The 17,894-nt window shown below is 70.6% G+C and carries 19 protein-coding genes; 10 read left to right on the top strand and 9 right to left on the bottom strand.

Annotated elements, in window-relative coordinates; translation table 11 throughout:
• Positions 1–155 precede the first annotated feature (155 nt).
• The 4 genes from ACQEV2_RS09170 (at position 156) to ACQEV2_RS09155 (ending at position 3,254) form a co-directional block, all read left to right on the top strand.
• Positions 156–386, top strand: a complete 231-nt coding sequence (locus ACQEV2_RS09170; protein WP_433038453.1) for a DUF3311 domain-containing protein — start codon at positions 156–158, stop codon at positions 384–386.
• 76 nt (positions 387–462) lie between these two features.
• Positions 463–2,616, top strand: coding sequence for a carbon starvation CstA family protein (locus ACQEV2_RS09165; protein WP_433038451.1), 2,154 nt, complete (start codon positions 463–465; stop codon positions 2,614–2,616).
• Entirely contained in the window at positions 2,613–2,801 is a 189-nt protein-coding gene (locus tag ACQEV2_RS09160; protein ID WP_433038448.1) for a YbdD/YjiX family protein, read from the top strand. Before ACQEV2_RS09165 ends, ACQEV2_RS09160 begins: the two co-directional genes overlap by 4 nt.
• 45 nt (positions 2,802–2,846) lie before the next feature.
• Positions 2,847–3,254 carry a hypothetical protein gene (locus ACQEV2_RS09155; protein ID WP_433038446.1) on the top strand — a complete coding sequence of 136 codons (408 nt, stop codon included), beginning with the start codon at positions 2,847–2,849 and terminating at the stop codon, positions 3,252–3,254.
• Positions 3,255–3,256: 2 nt separating this feature from the next.
• Here the strand turns inward: ACQEV2_RS09155 and ACQEV2_RS09150 are convergent, their stop codons facing one another.
• The 3 genes from ACQEV2_RS09150 to ACQEV2_RS09140 form a co-directional block, all read right to left on the bottom strand.
• The gene (locus ACQEV2_RS09150; protein WP_433038444.1) at positions 3,257–4,045 is read right to left on the bottom strand and encodes an SURF1 family cytochrome oxidase biogenesis protein; all 789 of its coding nucleotides are present in this window, start codon (positions 4,043–4,045) and stop codon (positions 3,257–3,259) included.
• A gap of 49 nt (positions 4,046–4,094) precedes the next feature.
• Positions 4,095–4,328, bottom strand: a complete 234-nt coding sequence (locus tag ACQEV2_RS09145) for a hypothetical protein (protein WP_433038441.1) — start codon at positions 4,326–4,328, stop codon at positions 4,095–4,097.
• A gap of 79 nt (positions 4,329–4,407) precedes the next feature.
• On the bottom strand, positions 4,408–5,418 hold the full coding sequence (locus ACQEV2_RS09140) for a DEDDh family exonuclease (protein WP_433038438.1): 1,011 nt from the start codon (positions 5,416–5,418) through the stop codon (positions 4,408–4,410).
• Positions 5,419–5,614: 196 nt separating this feature from the next.
• Between ACQEV2_RS09140 and ACQEV2_RS09135 the strand changes: the two genes are divergently transcribed.
• Together ACQEV2_RS09135 and ACQEV2_RS09130 are read left to right on the top strand one after the other, a co-directional pair.
• The gene (locus tag ACQEV2_RS09135) at positions 5,615–6,325 is read left to right on the top strand and encodes a VIT1/CCC1 transporter family protein (protein WP_433038436.1); all 711 of its coding nucleotides are present in this window, start codon (positions 5,615–5,617) and stop codon (positions 6,323–6,325) included.
• A gap of 169 nt (positions 6,326–6,494) precedes the next feature.
• The gene (locus ACQEV2_RS09130; RefSeq protein WP_433038434.1) at positions 6,495–7,538 is read left to right on the top strand and encodes a zinc-dependent alcohol dehydrogenase family protein; all 1,044 of its coding nucleotides are present in this window, start codon (positions 6,495–6,497) and stop codon (positions 7,536–7,538) included.
• Between the two features lie 34 nt (positions 7,539–7,572).
• On the opposite strand, the gene ACQEV2_RS09125 is transcribed toward ACQEV2_RS09130, so the two are convergent.
• The 3 genes from ACQEV2_RS09125 to ACQEV2_RS09115 form a co-directional block, all read right to left on the bottom strand.
• Positions 7,573–8,601 (bottom strand): CopD family protein, encoded by a 1,029-nt coding sequence (locus ACQEV2_RS09125; RefSeq protein WP_433038432.1) that lies wholly within the window; start codon positions 8,599–8,601, stop codon positions 7,573–7,575.
• Between the two features lie 113 nt (positions 8,602–8,714).
• The gene (locus ACQEV2_RS09120; protein ID WP_433038430.1) at positions 8,715–10,082 is read right to left on the bottom strand and encodes a CoA transferase; all 1,368 of its coding nucleotides are present in this window, start codon (positions 10,080–10,082) and stop codon (positions 8,715–8,717) included.
• 72 nt (positions 10,083–10,154) lie between these two features.
• Positions 10,155–11,687, bottom strand: coding sequence for a S8 family peptidase (locus ACQEV2_RS09115; protein ID WP_433038428.1), 1,533 nt, complete (start codon positions 11,685–11,687; stop codon positions 10,155–10,157).
• A gap of 388 nt (positions 11,688–12,075) precedes the next feature.
• On the opposite strand from ACQEV2_RS09115, the gene ACQEV2_RS09110 reads away from it, so the two are divergent.
• The 3 genes from ACQEV2_RS09110 to moaA all read left to right on the top strand — a co-directional run bounded on the left by ACQEV2_RS09110 (position 12,076) and on the right by moaA (position 15,196).
• Positions 12,076–12,432 (top strand): DUF485 domain-containing protein, encoded by a 357-nt coding sequence (locus ACQEV2_RS09110; protein ID WP_433038426.1) that lies wholly within the window; start codon positions 12,076–12,078, stop codon positions 12,430–12,432.
• Complete coding sequence (locus tag ACQEV2_RS09105) at positions 12,429–14,057, top strand: solute symporter family protein (RefSeq protein ID WP_433038424.1); 1,629 nt, start codon at positions 12,429–12,431, stop codon at positions 14,055–14,057. The genes ACQEV2_RS09110 and ACQEV2_RS09105 overlap by 4 nt, the downstream gene beginning before the upstream one ends.
• Positions 14,058–14,206: 149 nt before the next feature.
• The gene (gene moaA / locus ACQEV2_RS09100) at positions 14,207–15,196 is read left to right on the top strand and encodes a GTP 3',8-cyclase MoaA (RefSeq protein WP_433054294.1); all 990 of its coding nucleotides are present in this window, start codon (positions 14,207–14,209) and stop codon (positions 15,194–15,196) included.
• On the opposite strand, the gene ACQEV2_RS09095 is transcribed toward moaA, so the two are convergent.
• A complete protein-coding gene (locus ACQEV2_RS09095) occupies positions 15,179–15,424 on the bottom strand; it encodes a hypothetical protein (protein ID WP_433038422.1) in 246 nt (81 codons plus the stop codon). The two genes, moaA and ACQEV2_RS09095, sit on opposite strands and share 18 nt — an antisense overlap.
• Positions 15,425–15,648: 224 nt before the next feature.
• Complete coding sequence (locus ACQEV2_RS09090) at positions 15,649–16,044, bottom strand: DUF3099 domain-containing protein (RefSeq protein WP_433038420.1); 396 nt, start codon at positions 16,042–16,044, stop codon at positions 15,649–15,651.
• Between the two features lie 244 nt (positions 16,045–16,288).
• Here ACQEV2_RS09090 and ACQEV2_RS09085 point away from each other — a divergent pair, with 244 nt between their 5' ends.
• The gene (locus ACQEV2_RS09085) at positions 16,289–16,564 is read left to right on the top strand and encodes a GlsB/YeaQ/YmgE family stress response membrane protein (RefSeq protein ID WP_433038418.1); all 276 of its coding nucleotides are present in this window, start codon (positions 16,289–16,291) and stop codon (positions 16,562–16,564) included.
• Between the two features lie 60 nt (positions 16,565–16,624).
• Here ACQEV2_RS09085 and tyrS read toward each other — a convergent pair whose 3' ends face one another.
• Entirely contained in the window at positions 16,625–17,893 is a 1,269-nt protein-coding gene (gene tyrS / locus ACQEV2_RS09080; RefSeq protein ID WP_433038416.1) for a tyrosine--tRNA ligase, read from the bottom strand.
• Between the last annotated feature and the right edge of the window lies 1 nt (position 17,894).

Here is a 17,894-nt window from a genome sequence, read left to right as displayed (position 1 = left end):
TGGTGTGCCTGTGCCCTCGCGGGAGAGTTGCGCGAGCGGCCGGGATGGAGGACAGAAAACCGGCGGGAAATTTCCTGGAAATTCGCTGTCAACCGGTCTCGGGGGGTGGGCAACTCTTGCACAGACCGACAGCGAGCGGGAGAGGAGCGCAGGTCATGGCACGGACCGGTCATCACCGGCTACGGCGCGTCGCGATCGCCGTACTGCTTCTCGCGCCCGCCGCAGGCCTGCTGTGGGTCCCCTGGTACGCCGGTGCCGAACCGCGGCTGGCCGGGACGCCGTTCTTCTACTGGTACCAGCTCGCCTGGGTGCCGGGGTGCGGCCTCTGCCTGCTCGCCGCGTACGCGCTGACGGACCGACATCGAGGTCGACATCGCGATCGCTGAGCCGTACTTCCCTTTCTGCTTCACCCCTGTTCTGCGTCACCCCTACTGTGCCCACCCGTTGAGGTCAGGAGCCGCCATGCCCACATCAGCCATGCCCGAATCCGGCCATGAGGCGCCGGAAACATCACGAATGTCGCCGAAGTCGGTCGCGATCTGGAGTGCCGTCGCCCTCGCCGGCGCCCTGGGCTGGGCCGTGCTCGCCCTGTCCCGGGGGGAGGAGATCTCGGCGGTCTGGCTGGTCGTCGCGGCCCTCGGTTCGTATGCGATCGCCTACCGCTTCTACTCGCGGTTCATCGCCCGTCGGGTCCTCCAGGTCGACGACACCCGCGCCACTCCGGCGGAACGGCTGGAGGACGGCGTCGACTACCACCCCACCGACAAGCGGGTGCTGTTCGGCCACCACTTCGCGGCGATCGCCGGCGCCGGCCCGCTGGTCGGTCCGGTGCTGGCCGCGCAGATGGGCTATCTGCCGGGCACGATCTGGATCATCGCGGGCGTGATCTTCGCCGGCGCGGTACAGGACATGATCGTCCTGTTCCTCTCCATGCGCCGGGACGGCAAGAGCCTGGGCCAGATGGCCCGCGACGAGATCGGCAAGGTGGGCGGTGCCGCAGCGCTGATCGGCGTCTTCGCCATCATGATCATCCTGCTGGCGGTCCTCGCGATGGTCGTCGTCAACGCGCTGGCGGAGTCCGCGTGGGGCACGTTCTCGGTCTCCATGACCATCCCCATCGCCCTCTTCATGGGCTTCTACCTGCGCTATCTGCGGCCCGGCCGGGTCGTGGAGACCAGCTTCATCGGGGTGGCCCTGCTGCTGCTCGCCATCCTCGGCGGCGGCTGGATCCAGGACTCCTCGCTCGCCGGGTACTTCGTCTGGAGCCCCGAGACCCTGGTCTTCTGCCTGGTCGGCTACGGCTTCTTCGCCTCCGTGCTGCCGGTATGGATGCTCCTCGCACCCCGTGACTACCTCTCGACCTTCATGAAGGTCGGCACCATCGCCCTGATGGCCGTCGGCGTGGTGATCGCCGCCCCGAATCTCAAGGCCGAGTCGGTGACCGACTTCGCCTCCACCGGCGCCGGACCGGTGTTCGCCGGCTCCCTCTTCCCCTTCCTCTTCATCACCATCGCCTGCGGCGCGCTGTCCGGCTTCCACGCCCTGGTCTCCTCCGGCACCACGCCCAAGCTGATCCAGAAGGAGTCCCAGGTCCGCCTCATCGGCTACGGCTCCATGCTCACGGAGTCCTTCGTCGCCGTCATGGCCCTGATCGCCGCGTGCGTCCTCGAACCCGGCCTGTTCTACGCCATGAACTCCCCGGCCGCGCTGCTCGGCCCGACCGTGGACACCGCCTCCGAAGCGGTGAAGAACCTCGGCTTCACCATCACCCCGGACCAGCTGACGGCCGCCGCCAAGGCGGTCGAGGAAGAGACGCTGGTGGGCCGCTCCGGCGGTGCGCCCACCCTCGCCGTGGGCATGTCGGAGATCTTCGCCGGGGTGTTCGGTGGCGCCGGGATGAAGGCCTTCTGGTACCACTTCGCGATCATGTTCGAGGCGCTGTTCATCCTCACCACGGTGGACGCCGGCACCCGCGTCGGCCGCTTCATGCTCCAGGACATGCTCGGCAACGTCTGGAAGCCGATCGGCCGCGTCACCTGGAAGCCGGGCATCTGGATCACCAGCGCCCTGGTCGTGGGCGCCTGGGGATACTTCCTCTACGCCGGTGTCACCGACCCCCTCGGCGGCATCAAGCAGCTGTTCCCGCTGTTCGGCATCGCCAACCAACTGCTCGCCGCCGTCGCCCTCGCCGTCACCACCACCGTGCTGATCAAGTCCGGCAAACTGCGCTGGGCATGGGTCACCGGCATCCCGCTGGCCTGGGACGTGGCGGTCACCTTCACGGCCGGCTGGCAGAAGATCTTCTCGGACAACCCGGCGATCGGCTTCTTCGCCCTGCGCGACAAGTACGCGCAGGCCATCGAGGACGGTCAGCTCCTCCCGGGCGCCACGAACATGGACGACATGCACACCATCGTGCTCAACAACACGGTCGACGGCGTGATCATGGCCGTCTTCCTCCTGCTGGTCCTCACGGTCCTGGTCAACTGCGCCGTGGTCTGCGTCCGCGCCGTCCGCGCCCCTCAGCCGCTGCCCACGACCGAGGCGCCGTACGTCGAGTCCCGCATCGACGTGCCGGAGCAGGCTGGTGAGCCGCTGGTGGGTGTCCGGTCGTGAACGTCCGACGGTGGGCCGGGGCGGTGCGCTGGTATCTGCGGGAAGTGACCGGAGAAGCGGAGTACGACCGCTACTGCGAGCGCCACCGACGTCACCACCCGCACGCCCCGCTCCCGACCCGGCGGGAGTACGAGGTACTGCGGACCCCGCACCGCGAGGAGCATCCGCAGAGCCGCTGCTGCTGACGCGGTCGACGTTCCGCCCAGAGGGCGGCTGCGGGTGGTTCGTGGTTGCTCGCGCAGTTCCCCGCGCACCTTGGGTACGCCCGTTGCACGTACCGATGGGGCGCGGGGGAACTGCGCGACCAGCCCCCGACCGCCCGCAGCCGCCCCCAAACAGAACCCCTACGGCGAGACCACAGGGACGCAGACGCCCTGGTCCTGCGCGCCTTCGTCCAGTCGGCCCGCGCCCCGGCCGAGGGGCACTCCGCGGTCCGCCGGGCCGAGCAGACGTGTCTGCGTGCCGCCGCGTCCTGCTCACCCTGGCATCGGGCGGCCTACCACCTGATGCTGCCGTACCTGTCGCCGCGCGGGCACGGCGCGGTCCCCGACATGATGGACTTCGCCTGGCAGGCCGCCTGCCAGACACCGCACGGATCCCCGATCGCCCTGCGGAAGAGCGGGGGCGGTAGCCCGTGACGCTACACCGCGGCCGGCGTCGTCTCCGTCTCCTCCGGTGCCGCCGCCCGGCCTCGTTCCCGGGCCTCGCGGCGGGCCAGGACGAACCAGCCGATCGGGACGCCCGCCGCGAACAGCCACCACTGGATGGCGTACGCGTAGTTCAGCGGAGCGTTCTCGTTGCCGGGCTTGCCGATCAGTTCCGGCGTGTCGCCCTTGGGCTCGGGGGCCGTCTGCACGATGTAACCGCCGAGCACCCGGGCATCGAGGCGCTGTGCCTCCTGCTCGCTGTCGATCAGCATGACCTGCCGGTCGGGGAGGCCCTTGAGGTCCTTGATGCCGCTCGCCTCTGTCGTCTCGTCCGGCATCAGCCGCCCGCTGACGGTGATCAGGCCGTTCGGCGGCGCGGGAACCTTGGGGAACGCCGACTGGGTGGGTCCGCCGGGAATCCAGCCGCGGTTGACCAGCAGCACCTTGCCGTCCGTCAGGACGAAGGGGGTCAGGACGTGGAAGCCGACTTCCTCGTCGTCGTTGACGCGCCGCCTCACGACGACTTCCCGGTCGGTGTCGAAGCGGCCCTCGGCGGTCACCGTGCGGTACCGCTCCTTGGAGGTGACCGTGTGTCCCGGGGCGGTCAGCTTCTCCACGGGCACCGACTTCGCGCCCAGCGCGTCGGCGACCAGCTGGTTGCGTGCGGAGCGCTCCTCGTAGCGGTGCATCTGCCAGATGCCCAGCCGGATCATCGTGGGGATGAGGAGGAGGGCGACCAGCGTGAGGATCACCCACTGCCGGGACAACAGGAAGCGGTACACCCCACGACCGTACAACTCGGTCGTGGGGTGATCTCAGGCGGGTACCGGCTCACACCTTGTCGACGATCCCCACCTTTCCCTCCTCGCGGGCGCAGTGGGCGCCGCAGAACCAGTGGCCCTCGACCTCGACGCCCTGCCCGATGATCTGGACGCGGCAGTGCTCGCAGATCGGTGCCATGCGGTGGATCGCACAGGAGAAGCAGTCGAAGACGTGCACCGCGCCCTGCGCGTGCACCTCGAAGCTCATGCCGTAGTCATTTCCGCATACTTCACATTTCGCCATGCGCCACAGGGTGAGCCGTCACCGCGGCCCGGGCGAGACGGCTCCGGGCGAGTCGCGCGGCAATCACCCGTCCGTACGGTCACGGCCCCGACGCGGGTTCCACGTCCCTGAGGAGTTGCCCGAACGCCGCCTCGTCCACCACCGGCGTCCCGTACTGCCGGGCCTTGACCACCTTCGAGGTGCCCGCGTCCGGGTCGTTCGTGACGAGCAGGCTGGTCAGCCGGGACAGGCTCGTCGACACATGCAGCCCGGCCTCGATCGCACGGTCCTCCAGCAGCTCGCGCTCGATCGACGTGTCTCCGGAGAAGGCGACCCGCATGCCTTGTTTGAGCCTTTTGCCATCTTCGTAGCGTCCGGGGTTGGGATAGGGGCACGCGGGCCTCTTCCGGGACGGGCGCCAACTGGTCGGCCGGTAGCTGCTGTAGCCGCCGTAGCCCCCGTTTCCGCCCGCCTGCTGTCCGATCCGGGGCGCGGCGCTGTCCCGCCACTCGGTCAGCGGCCGGCACTCCTGCAGCGGCAGCCGCACGCTGCCCGCGGCGGCGGCCCGCAGACTCGGCCGGAACGCCTCCGCCAGCACCCGCGCGTCGTCCAGCGCGTGGTGCGCGCGCTGCTGTACGACGCCGAAGTGCGCGGCCAGTGACTCCAGCTTGTGGTTGGGCAGCGGCAGGCCCAGCTCCTTGGACAGCGCGATGGTGCACAGCCGCTGCCGCACCGGGGCCTCGCGCTCCGCGCGCGCGTACTCCCGCGCGATCATCTGCCAGTCGAAGACGGCGTTGTGCGCGACGAGCACCCGGCCGTCCAGCCGGGCCGAGAACTCCTCGGCGACGTCCTGGAAGAGGGGGGCGCCCTCCAGTGCCTCGCTCGTCAGACCGTGGATCCAGACCGGTCCCGGGTCACGCTCCGGGTTGACCAGCGTGTACCAGTGGTCCTCGACCTCGCCGCGCGCGTCCAGCCGGTAGACGGCCGCGGAGATTATCCGGTCGTCCCTGGCCAGGCCGGTGGTCTCCACGTCAACGACCGCGTAGCCCTGCGGATACGCGGCCGGCCACGCCGTGGGGGAGGACGCTCCCGTCGTGAGGTCTTCGAGCATGGTCACTGAGGATACGGGCCGGGACTGACAGTCCTGACCGTCAGGTGCCTTGCTCCGTCCGCCCGTTCGGGCGCTCCGAACGCAAGGACGTCAACCGGTCGGCGTGCACGCGGGGTTGCTGTGCCCAGGTGAGCCGGATGCCTGACCGGGAGCGTCGGTACGTCCCTGATGTCCCCCGCGGTGCAATTCTCCGCATGTGACCGAAGCAACGCATGACGAGGCCCACGGCGGCGCCCTGGGCGAGCGGCTGAACTGGCTGCGGGCGGCCGTCCTCGGAGCGAACGACGGCATCGTGTCGACCGCGGGACTCGTCGTCGGCGTGGCCGGCGCCACGGACGATCGCGCGGCTCTGCTCACGGCCGGACTGGCCGGGCTGCTCGCCGGGTCGATGTCGATGGCGGCCGGGGAGTACGTCTCGGTGTCCACGCAGCGCGACTCGGAGAAGGCCGCGTTGGCCGTGGAGAAACGGGAGTTGCGGGAGCGGCCGGAGGAGGAGCTCGCGGAGCTGGCGGAGTTGCTGGAGCGACGCGGGCTGTCCCGGGACGTGGCCCTGGAGGCGGCGGCCCAGCTGACGGAACGGGACGCGTTGAAGGCGCACGCGCGCGTGGAGCTCGGTATCGACCCGGACGAGCTGACCAAACCGTGGCACGCGGCGTGGGCGAGCTTCCTGGCGTTCACGGCCGGTGCGCTGCTGCCGCTGCTCGCGATGGTGCTGCCCCCGGCGGACTGGCGGCTGGCGGTCACCGTCGCCTCCGTGCTGGCCGCCCTCGCCCTGACCGGCTGGAGCAGCGCCCGCCTGGGCGCCGCCGCCCCGGCTCGCGCGGTGCTGCGCAACGTCGCGGGCGGCGCGCTGGCCATGGGGATCACCTACGCGGCCGGGTCGCTGCTGGACGCGGCGGGGGTGTAGCGGCGGCCACCCGAGGGTGGGGGCCGATATTGCCGCGCGGTTCCCGCAGGTCACTGGCACACTCGGAGCCCTCGAAGCGCGCCGGGCGCCGACGGCGACGTACGGTGGGACGCGCGCTCGACCCACCCCCCGAGCGCACGTACGACCAAAGACGAGAAGGACCCTCGCCATGCGCGCCACCACCATCCACGCCCCCTTCGACATGCGCGTGGAGGACGTGCCCGATCCGGTGGTGCGGCAGCCCACCGACGCCGTGGTGCGGGTGCTGCGTGCCTGTATCTGCGGCAGCGACCTGTGGGCGTACCGCGGCGAGGCGGCCCGGCAGCCGGGTCAGCGCATCGGCCATGAGTTCCTCGGCGTGGTCGAGGAGACCGGATCCGAGGTGACCGGCGTGCGGCGGGGCGACCTCGTCGTCGCGCCCTTCATGTGGTCCGACGGTGTCTGCGACTACTGCCGCGAAGGCCTCACCACCTCCTGCGAGCACGGCGGCTTCTGGGGCTCCGTCGGCTCCGACGGCGGCCAGGGCGAGGCAGTGCGCGTCCCCTACGCCGACGGCACCCTCGTGCAGCTCCCCAAGGACGCCGCCTCCGACGACCACCTGCTGTCCGCCCTGCTGACCCTGTCCGACGTCATGGGCACCGGCCACCACGCCGCCCTCGGCGCGGGAGCACGCCCGGGCGCCACGGTCGCCGTCGTCGGGGACGGTGCCGTCGGGCTGTGCGCGGTGCTCGCCGCCAAGCGCCTCGGCGCCGAGCGCATCATCGCGCTGGGCCGCCACCAGGTCCGTACGGACATCGCGCGCCGCTTCGGCGCCACCGAGGTCGTCGCCGAGCGCGGGGACGCGGCCGTGGAGGCCGTGCGCGAACTCACGCGCGGACAGGGCGCACACGCCGTCGTCGAGGCCGTCGGCACCGAACAGTCCATGCGTACGGCGGTCGAGATCACCCGCGACGGCGGCACCATCGGCTGGGTCGGGGTACCGCACGGCAGCGGTACGGGACTCGACCTGAGCGTCATGTTCGACCGCAACATCGCGCTGCGCGGAGGAGTCGCACCGGTCCGCGCGTACATCCCCGAGCTGCTGCCCGACGTCCTCGACGGCACGATCGACCCGTCCCCCGTCTTCGACCTGACCGTCGGACTGAAGGACGTCCCCGCCGGCTACAAGGCGATGGACGAGCGCACCGCGCTCAAGGTCCTGGTCGCCGACTGAGGCCGTACGGAAGCCGGCTGCGGACGTAACGGGCTCACCAGCGGATCGGCACCGGCAGCGCCGTCAGCAGCCCCGACAGCGCGACCACCACTCCCAGGGCGACGACCTCCGCCCGCGCGGGGGAGCAGGCGGTCAGCGGGTCGGGTGCCCGGCGCAGCCGGATCCGCGCCCACAGGGCGAGCGCGGCCACGGCCGCCACCAGGATCACCTTGGCCAGCAGGGCGCGCCCGTACGCCGTCCCGGTCAGCTGCTCCAGGACCGTGTCCGACGGCATCCGGCGCAGTGAACTCCACACGCCCGTCGCGGTGATGGCGCCGAGGAGAACGGCCGCCACGCGCGCGTAGAGCCCCAGAAGGGCCGCGCCGGCCTCCCTGACGCCCCAGCCGCGCAGGGTCCGCAAGGCATACAGCAGTCCGCCGGCCCAGAGCGACGCGCAGGTCAGGTGAATCAGCGTCAACCCGGAGCCCAGCAGCGCACTGTGCTCGGTCGTCGGGTGCGCCCGCAGCGCCTCGGCGACCACGACCGCCGCCAGCGGCCAGACCTGGGTGGCGGGGCGGCGCGAGAGGGCGCACAGCCCGGCCACGGCGAAGGCGTTGACCTCCAGCAGCGCGAGCTTGCCGTCGCGCGAGTCGTAGAGGCCGCCGATGTCGAGGTCGGAGGGGCTGTGCGGCACGAGGTTGCCCGTGGACACGACCGAGGCGAGGCCGAGGGCCGCGACGAAACCGACGGCGGCCGCGTACGGTGCCCAACTGCGGGGGCCGGCCGGGGGAGCGCCGGGCACGGAACGGGCCAGCCGCTTCACGAACAGCTCGCCCGACGGGACGCACAGCGCCGCGAACAGCACCGCACGCAGCAGCGCGATCCCACCGGTGCCGGGCGCGGCGGCCTCCCCGGTGCCGTGCAGCGCGGCCGACGGCCCGAGCAGCGGGATCAGCGCCGCCAGCCCCACCAGGACGAGAACGGCGACGGCCCGGCCCACGCCGGGGCGGGGTCTGGGCCCACTCCCGTCGGACAGGGCAGGGGAGGGTTTCGTCAACGTCACCTCGTGATCTTCACAAAACATCTCAGAGCCGGGCAAGTACCGGAAAACAAGTGGGGTACGGCATTCCGCCCAGGGGTACGGCTCCGGTGGCGCCGGCGCTCAGGGGCACCGCGCGGAGTGCCGGCCTCCGCCGCTCAGACCCACCGCGCCGCATCCGCGCCCCAAACCCCCGGCGGCCGCGCCCAGTCGACGGGGCCGCCCGCGAAGGACACCGGCGACAGGGCGTACCGCAGTCGCCCCAGCGGGCTGTCCCGCTCGGTGAGCCAGGCGTCGGGTGCGTCGTAGACCAGGTTGCCTTCCGGGCCCGGCTCGATCCCGTTCAGCAGCCACTCGGCCGTGCGCGCCAGCGACAGCTGTACGCACCGGCCGTACCGCTGCTCCCGCTGCTCGGTCAGCGCCCGCAGCACGGCCGCCGCCAGCAGATACCCCGTCCCGTGGTCGAGGGCCTGCGCGGGCAGCGCCCCGGGCCGCTCCGGCGACCCCTCGATCGCGGCGATTCCGGTGGCGGCCTGCACGAGGCTGTCGAACCCGCGCCGCTCGCCCCACGGCCCGTACGAGCCCCACGCCGACAGCTGCGCCACGATCAGCCCGGGCCGCCGCTCGGCCAGCTCCTGCGCCGACAGCCCGAGCCGGTCCAGGGCGCCCGGCCGGTATCCGGTGACGACGACGTCCGCCGCCGCGAGCAGGTCCTCGAAGGTGTGTCGGTCGGCCACCAGGTCCAGCGTCGTCGACCGCTTCCCGAAGCCCGTGTCGGCGTGCTGGTCGGCCAGTTCCGGCAGCTGTGGCGCGTCCACGCGCAGGACGTCCGCGCCGAGCAGCGAGAGCGTGCGCGTGGCCACCGGTCCCGCGATGACCCGCGTCAGGTCCAGTACGCGTACTCCGGCGGCGGGCAGCAGGGGAGAACCGTCGAGAGGCGGGAGCGCACGCGCGCGTGCCGCGTCCAGCCGTTCGTGCTCGACGAGCGGCCGCCGGGCCACCTCGGCCGCCTGCTGGTCCGCCGCCCACTCCTCGGGCGTGCGCAGTGCCACGGCCAGCCCGCCGGCCGCGTACACGGCCTCCTCCACGTCGCGCGCGGACCGTTCGGCCAGGGCCGCCCCCACGGCGTCCGGATCCTCCTGCGCCCCACCCAGTGCGGCCAGCAGCCGGGCGCGGTGATGCGGATAGTTGGCATGCGTCCGCACCCAGCCGTCCGCCGTCCGCCAGAACCGCGACAGCGGCGCGAAGGTGACCGGTACGCGCCCGTCGACCAGCAGATGTCGTTCACTCACGAACGCCGTGGCGATCGCCCCGTCGTCCAGGCGTACCTCGGGCACCTGGGGGAGCCCGGCCCGCCGCGCCCCGAGCTCGGCGGCGGCCAGCGCGCACGCGCCCACGCACGCGCGTGCCAACTCCCGTACGGGAAGGCGCGCATGAAGCGCGCCCTCCCGCATCACGGTCGACACACGCGGAAGAAGGGCGGGATCGCCGCCCACCGCGGACCAGGCGGAGCTGATTCCAGTCATGACTGCACTATGCAGTGTTGACCGAGTCAACATCTTGACCGGAGTGTGCCCGCCGTCCATCCGGCCTGCCGGTCAGTCAACGGCATCCAGCGCGTCGACGATCCCGAACCCGTAGAAACCGTTGTACCGCTTGCCGCCCTCGCACACCGCGTCCTGCGTGCCGTCGCCGTCCTGGTCGTACGACTCGGGGCAGCCCGGGTTGTCCGCCTGTGCCTTCAGCAGCGCCTGCAGCTGGGCCGGAGACGCATACGGGTACTTCGACTTCAGCAGCGCGGCGACGCCGGCGGCGTGCGGGGAGGCCATCGAGGTGCCCTGCAGCCAGCCGTACTCGCCGTTCGGCATGGTGGACAGGATGCGGCCGTTCGCCGACGGGGTGTCCGTCGGGATCTGGAACTTCCGGTCGCCGCCCGGGGCCGCGACGTCGGCGACGCCGTAACCGTAGGACGAGTAGTACGACTTGACGTTCTTGACGCCCGTCGCGGTCACCGTCACCACGCCCGGCAGCTGGGTCGGCACGTCGAAGCACGTGTGCGGGTCGATCGTGCGGGGGACCGGCGTGGAGTCGTCGGGGCTGGTGTCGTCCACGATGGAGTCGGCGTCCATGTCGTGGTTGGAGTTGCCCGCCGAGGCCAGGTGCAGCGTGCCCTTCTTCTGGGCGTAGAGCTGGGCCCGGTTGACCGCGTCGACGATGGCCTTCTGGTCGGGGTCGTCCATGCAGTTGTACAGCCACGGGTCGACGTAGTAGCTGTTGTTCGTGATCTCCACGCCGTGGTCGGCGGCGAACACGAAGGCGCAGACGACGCTCTCGGGGTAGAAGAGGCCGTTGTTGGGGTCGCTCACCTTGATGCCGGCGACCTTCACACCGGGCGCGACACCCGCGACGCCGATGCCGTTGCGGGCCGCGGCTATCTCACCGGCGACGTGCGTGCCGTGGTAGTCCTCCGCGGTGTACGGCCGCCAGGCGCCCTCGCTGGTGTCCGCGACACCGCCGACGCAGTTCGCCGACTGGGACGCGGAGAAGTTCGGGGCCAGGTCCGGGTGGGTGTCGTCGACGCCGGTGTCGATGACGGCGACGGTGACCTTCGAGCTGCCCGGGTTGATCTTGGCGGCCTTGTCGGCGCCGATCACCCGCAGGTCCCACTGGTCGGCCTCGAGCGGCTCGCTGCCCTCGGTCGCGGCGGACGCCTTCGCGAGCTTCGTGCTCTGTGCGTGCGACAGCTTCTGCGCCGGGCCCTCGTCCGTCGTCCCGGCGGCGCTCAAGGGAGCCGTACGGGTGGCGCCCGCCGACTCGACACCGCGCACCGCGCGTATCTGAGCGCCGAAGGACGGGTTCGCCGAGTGGACGACGATCACGCCGATCTTCGCGTACGTGGCGACGACGGTGCCGCCGGCCGCGGCGGTCGCCTTCTTCACCGACTCGATCGTGCGGCGGTCCGTCTTGGTGTTGACGACATAGGCGAGGCTGGGAGCGTCCGCGGCCTGCGCGGCGGGCTCCGCGAGCGGTGCGGCCGAGGCCGCCGCAGGCAGGAAGCCGAGCGAGGCGGTCAGCGACAGAACGAGGGGTACGGCGACGCCGAGTCGGCGTCTGGACCGCAGATGAACCATGGGTTCTCCACATCATCCGGAACGGGAAACTGCCCGAGGCGTGGATGGGACGCGGGCAGGTACATGCCAGTGGTGCAGGAGCGAAGCTATCCCCGATCTTCCTGGCCAGCAATCACTGATCCGAGCGACTTCGGAAAGAAGCCCCCGGAGTTGAACCGGTCCTCGCGTGGCGCCGTGACCTTGGGAAGGAGGCGCGAGCAGGATCGAGCCCCCTGTCGGATCACGCGCAGTGGCCCTAACATCGCCACCCGGTCACGTGATCCACGTCACCGCGAGGAACAGAGCCGCCATGCCCGTACCCGATTCGTCCCCACTCCCTGATTCGTCCCCAACCCCCCATCCATCCCCGTCCACTGTCGCAACAGCGCCCGCAACGCGAGGAGACTCCGTGGCTACCGACGCACCGCCCCCCTCGAAAGAGCAACACAAACTCCCCTCTCCTGAGGAGTTCACCGAGGTGCAGCAGAGTGCGGAGTTCGGTGAACTGCGCCGCTCCTACCGCTCCTTCGCCTTTCCGCTGACCGTCGCCTTCATCGTCTGGTACCTGCTGTACGTCCTGCTCTCCAATTACGCGGGCGACTTCATGGGCACCAAGCTGTTCGGCAACATCAACGTCGCGTTCGTCTTCGGTATCGCCCAGTTCGTCACCACGTTCCTCATCGCCTGGTGGTACGCGCGGCACGCAGGCGCCAAGCTCGACCCCAAGGCCGAGGCCATCAAGACCCGTATGGAGGGCGGCGCATGAGCCCCGCGACGATCCAGGTCCAGCTCGCCGCCAATGAGGCCAGCGAGCACCGGCCGCTGATCATCACCCTGTTCGCGCTCTTCGTGGTCGCGACCCTTTTCATCACCGTCTGGGCGGGCCGGCAGACCAAGGACGCCGCCGACTTCTACGCGGGTGGCCGGTCGTTCAGCGCCTTCCAGAACGGCCTCGCCGTCTCCGGCGACTACATGTCCGCCGCGTCCTTCCTCGGCATCGCGGGCGCCATCGCCCTCTTCGGTTACGACGGTTTCCTGTACTCCATCGGCTTCCTGGTCGCCTGGCTGGTCGCCCTGCTCCTGGTGGCCGAGCCGCTCAGGAACTCCGGTCGCTACACGATGGGTGACGTCCTCGCGTACCGCATGCGCCAGCGCCCCGTGCGCACAGCGGCCGGCACCTCCACGATCGTCGTGTCGATCTTCTACCTGCTGGCCCAGATGGCCGGTGCCGGCGTCCTGGTCTCGCTGCTGCTCGGCATCACCTCCGACGCGGGCAAGATCCTCATCGTCGCCCTCGTCGGCGTCCTGATGATCGTGTACGTCTCCATCGGCGGCATGAAGGGCACCACCTGGGTCCAGATGGTCAAGGCCGTGCTGCTCATCGGCGGCACCATCCTGATCACCTTCCTGGTGCTGCTGAAGTTCAACTTCAACATCTCCGACCTGCTCGGCAAGGCCGCCGAGAACAGCGGCAAGGGCGCCGCCTTCCTGGAGCCCGGCCTCCAGTACGGCGCGACCGGCACCTCCAAGCTGGACTTCATCTCCCTCGGCATCGCCCTGGTCCTCGGCACCGCCGGCCTGCCGCACATCCTGATCCGCTTCTACACGGTGCCCAACGCCAAGGCCGCCCGTAAGTCCGTGAACTGGGCGATCGGCATCATCGGCGGCTTCTACCTGATGACCATCGCGCTCGGCTTCGGCGCCGCGGCGCTGATCTCCCAGGACGAGATCATCGCGTCCAACCCGTCCGGCAACACGGCGGCCCCGCTGCTCGCCCTGCACCTGGGCGGCGTCGACTCGGCCTGGGGCGCGATCCTGCTCGCGACCATCTCGGCGGTGGCCTTCGCGACGATCCTCGCGGTCGTGGCCGGCCTGACCCTGGCCTCGTCCTCGTCGTTCGCCCACGACATCTACGCGAACGTCATCAAGAAGGGCCAGGCCACGGAGAAGGAGGAGGTCAGGGCGGCCCGCCTCGCCACGATCGGCATCGGCGCCGTCTCCATCCTCCTCGGCGCCCTCGCCCGCGACCTCAACGTCGCCGGCCTGGTCGCCCTGGCCTTCGCGGTCGCGGCCTCCGCCAACCTGCCGACGATCCTCTACAGCCTGTTCTGGAAGCGGTTCACCACCCAGGGCGCGCTGTGGTCGATCTACGGCGGTCTCATCGTCGCCGTCGGCCTGGTGCTGTTCTCGCCCGTCGTCTCCGGCGACCCCAAGGCGATGTTCCCCGACGTCGACTTCGCCTGGTTCCCGCTGAAGAACCCGGGCATCATCTCCATCCCGTTCGGCTTCCTCATGGGCTGGCTCGGCACGGTCCTGTCCAAGGAGGAGCCCGACGCCGCCAAGTACGCGGAGCTGGAGGTCCGGTCCCTGACCGGCACCGGCGCCCACTGAGCACGCCCCCTGAGCGGCCGCGTCGTAGGTCTCTACGACGCGGCCGCGTCTTACGTCGTGGGATCGGGCTGGTGTCGCTGTCAGTGCCGTCACGTAGGCTCACAGGTGACGGAAGAAGATTCTGGTCCGTGACGAGGGAGGGGGCCCACGTGCTCATCGACACCTACGGCCGGGTGGCCACCGACCTGAGGGTCTCGCTGACCGACCGCTGCAACCTGCGGTGTACGTACTGCATGCCCGAGGAGGGCCTGCAGTGGCTGGCCAAGCCCGATCTGCTCACGGACGACGAGATCGTCCGCCTGATCGACATCGCCGTCACCTCCCTCGGCATCGAGGAGGTCCGCTTCACCGGCGGCGAGCCCCTGCTGCGCCCCGGCCTGGTCGGCATCGTCGAGCGCGTCGCCGCTCTCGACCCCCGCCCCCAGATGTCCCTGACGACGAACGGCATCGGCCTCAAGCGCACGGCGGCCGCCCTGAAGGCCGCGGGCCTGGACCGGGTCAACGTCTCCCTGGACACCCTCCGCCCGGACGTCTTCAAGACCCTCACCCGCCGCGACCGCCACAAGGACGTCATCGAGGGCCTGCACGCCGCCCGCGGCGCCGGCCTGACACCGGTCAAGGTCAACTCGGTCCTGATGCCGGGCCTCAACGACGACGAGGCCCCGGACCTGCTCGCCTGGGCGGTGGAGCACGACTACGAGCTGCGCTTCATCGAGCAGATGCCCTTGGACGCCCAGCACGGCTGGAAGCGCGACGGAATGATCACCGCCGGAGACATCCTGACCTCCCTGCGCACCCGCTTCGAGCTGACCGAGGAGGGCGCGGAGAAGCGCGGCTCGGCCCCCGCCGAGCGCTGGCTGGTCGACGGCGGCCCGCACGTGGTCGGTGTCATCGCCTCCGTCACCCGCCCGTTCTGCGCGGCCTGCGACCGCACCCGCCTGACGGCCGACGGCCAGGTCCGCACCTGCCTGTTCGCCACGGAGGAGACGGACCTGCGCGCGGCCCTGCGCTCGGGCGCCCCCGACGAGGAGATAGCCCGCATCTGGAAGCTGGCGATGTGGGGCAAGAAGGCGGGGGCGGGCCTCGACGACCCGTCGTTCGTGCAGCCGGACAGGCCGATGTCAGCGATCGGTGGCTGACGAGGGGTCTTCCCCTGAAGTGAGGTCTTCCCACTCCTTCAGCAGGACCACGTCCTTCAGAAACCCCCGCACCCCGAGGAACTGGGACAGATGCTCCCGGTGCTCCTCGCAGGCGAGCCACGTCTTACGCCGCTCCGGCGTATGAATCTTCGGGTTGTTCCACGCCAGCACCCACACGGCGTCGGCACGGCAGCCCTTGGCGGAGCAGATCGGCGTCTCGTCACTCACAGCTTCGTCTCACCAGTTCGCGCACAAAAAGGCGACGCCGAGCAGCCACGGGGGGAGCTGCCCGGCGTCGGTCCATCGCTCCGACGGGGGATGCGGAGCGTCCACGAAGTATGTCACGGGTAACCCGTCCCCCGGCACCGGAACAACACTATTGATCTGAGCTTTTCCTGAGCTTGGCGTGGACTCGACTTCCGGGGACTTCCGGAGGAAACCGCTCCGGAGGATCACACCCCGTCGCCCGGTTTGCTTTGTGCGCCCGGCGCGGAGTCACCCGCCACATCTTCCGGGACAGGTTCCGCGAAACCGTCGTTCGTCCGCGGCGGCGCGATCATCGGCCGCATCGGCGCCATCACGAACGTCGACGGCAGGGACGGCGCATTCTCCCGCCCCGCGTTGGCGATCACCACCGCGATGTACGGGAGGACCGCCCCGAGCACCAACGCCACGATCGCGACGTGCCGTTCGACGTTCCACAGCGAGGCCGCGAGGATCACCGACACCGTACGGACCGACATCGAGATGACGTACCGGCGCTGCCGGGCGCGCACATCGTCCTGGAGACCCGCCCGGGCCCCGGTGATCCGGAAGACCTCGGTGTGGCCCGCGTGCAGCTTCCGCATCACATTCCACCATCCGCCCGCATCGGACTCTCCCCCTGCCCGTACCCGTCCGCCCCCGTCGGGAGCCCGGGCCAGGACACCTCCCACGGTACGCCTCGCCTGCGCCGCCTACGAGACCGGGGCCCCTACCACCTGGGGGAACGCTCTCAGCCGTAACGCGTACAGCCATACCCGGCATGCGGCGTAAGGCGCCTGGACCGACACTGGCCTTAGTGCTCACGTCGAGCCGTACGAGGAGGCCACCATGGGCTGGTTGTGGGCGATCATCGTGGGACTCGTGCTCGGCCTGATCGCCAAGGCCGTCATCCCGGGGAAGCAGCACATCCCTCTGTGGCTGACCACCATTCTGGGCATGATCGGAGCCATCGGGGGCAATGCGATCGCGCGGGCGGCCGGTGTCGACGCGACTGCGGGGATCGACTGGTGGCGCCACGCCTTCCAGCTCGTGGCCGCGGTCATCCTCGTCGGCCTCGGCGACAGGGCATACACGGCGGCCCGGGGCGGCAGACGCAGAGCCTGACGGCGCAGACGGCGAACGGGACGGCCTCCGGCACCGGAGCCGCCCCGTTCACAGGTCCGCTCAGCCGCCGGTCACCTCGACCGCCGCCAGGTTCTTCTTGCCCCGGCGCAGCACCAGCCACCGCCCGTGCAGCAGCTCCTCCTTCGCGGGCACCGCGTCCTCGGAGGCGACCTTCACGTTGTTCACGTAGGCGCCGCCCTCCTTCACGGTGCGCCGCGCGGCGGACTTGCTGGCCACCAGGCCGACCTCCGCGAAGAGGTCGACGACCGGGCCGAGCCGGTCGACCTGGATGTGCGGCACCTCGGAGAGGGCCGCCGCCAGCGTCCTGTCGTCCAGGTCCGTCAGCTCACCCTGGCCGAAGAGGGCCTTGGACGCGGCGATCACGGCGGCCGTCTGCTCGGCCCCGTGCACCAGCGTCGTCAGCTCCTCGGCGAGCGCGCGCTGCGCGGCACGAGCCTGGGGGCGCTCCTCGGTCTGCTTCTCCAGCTCCTCCAGCTCCGCACGGGACTTGAAGGAGAGGATGCGCATGTAGGTGGAGATGTCCCGGTCGTCCGCGTTCAGCCAGAACTGGTAGAAGGCGTACGGCGTCGTCATCTCCGGGTCGAGCCAGATGGCGCCGCCCTCGGTCTTGCCGAACTTGGTGCCGTCGGCCTTGGTCATCAGCGGTGTCGCCAGAGCGTGCACGTTGGCGTGCGGCTCCAGCTTGTGGATCAGGTCCAGACCCGCCGTGAGGTTGCCCCACTGGTCGCTGCCGCCCTGCTGGAGGGTGCAGCCGTGCCGCCGGTAGAGCTCCAGGAAGTCCATGCCCTGCAGCAGCTGGTAGCTGAACTCCGTGTAGCTGATGCCCTCTTCGGACTGCAGCCGACGGGCGACCGAGTCCTTCGTCAGCATCTTGTTGACGCGGAAGTGCTTGCCGATGTCCCGCAGGAACTCGATGGCCGACATGCCGGCCGTCCAGTCCAGGTTGTTCACCATCACCGCGGCGTTCTCGCCCTCGAAGGACAGGAACGGCTCGATCTGCGCGCGCAGCCGCGTCACCCAGTTCGCGACCGTCTCCGGGTCGTTCAGCGTGCGCTCGGCCGTCGGGCGCGGGTCGCCGATCTGGCCCGTGGCGCCGCCCACCAGCGCCAGCGGGCGCAGGCCGGCCTGCTGCAGGCGGCGCATGGTGAGGACCTGGACCAGGTGGCCGACGTGCAGGCTGGCCGCGGTCGGGTCGAAACCGCAATAGAACGTGACGGGACCGTCCGCGAGCGCCTTGCGCAATGCGTCCTCGTCAGTGGACAGGGCGATCACGCCGCGCCACTTCAGCTCGTCGACGATGTCCGTCACG

Origin of the sequence: Streptomyces sp. CA-251387, from assembly GCF_050936625.1 — a bacterium.
Lineage (GTDB): Bacteria > Actinomycetota > Actinomycetes > Streptomycetales > Streptomycetaceae > Streptomyces.
The sequence above is the reverse complement of the archived record's forward strand: the minus strand, read 5'-3'. Positions and strand labels throughout refer to the sequence as shown.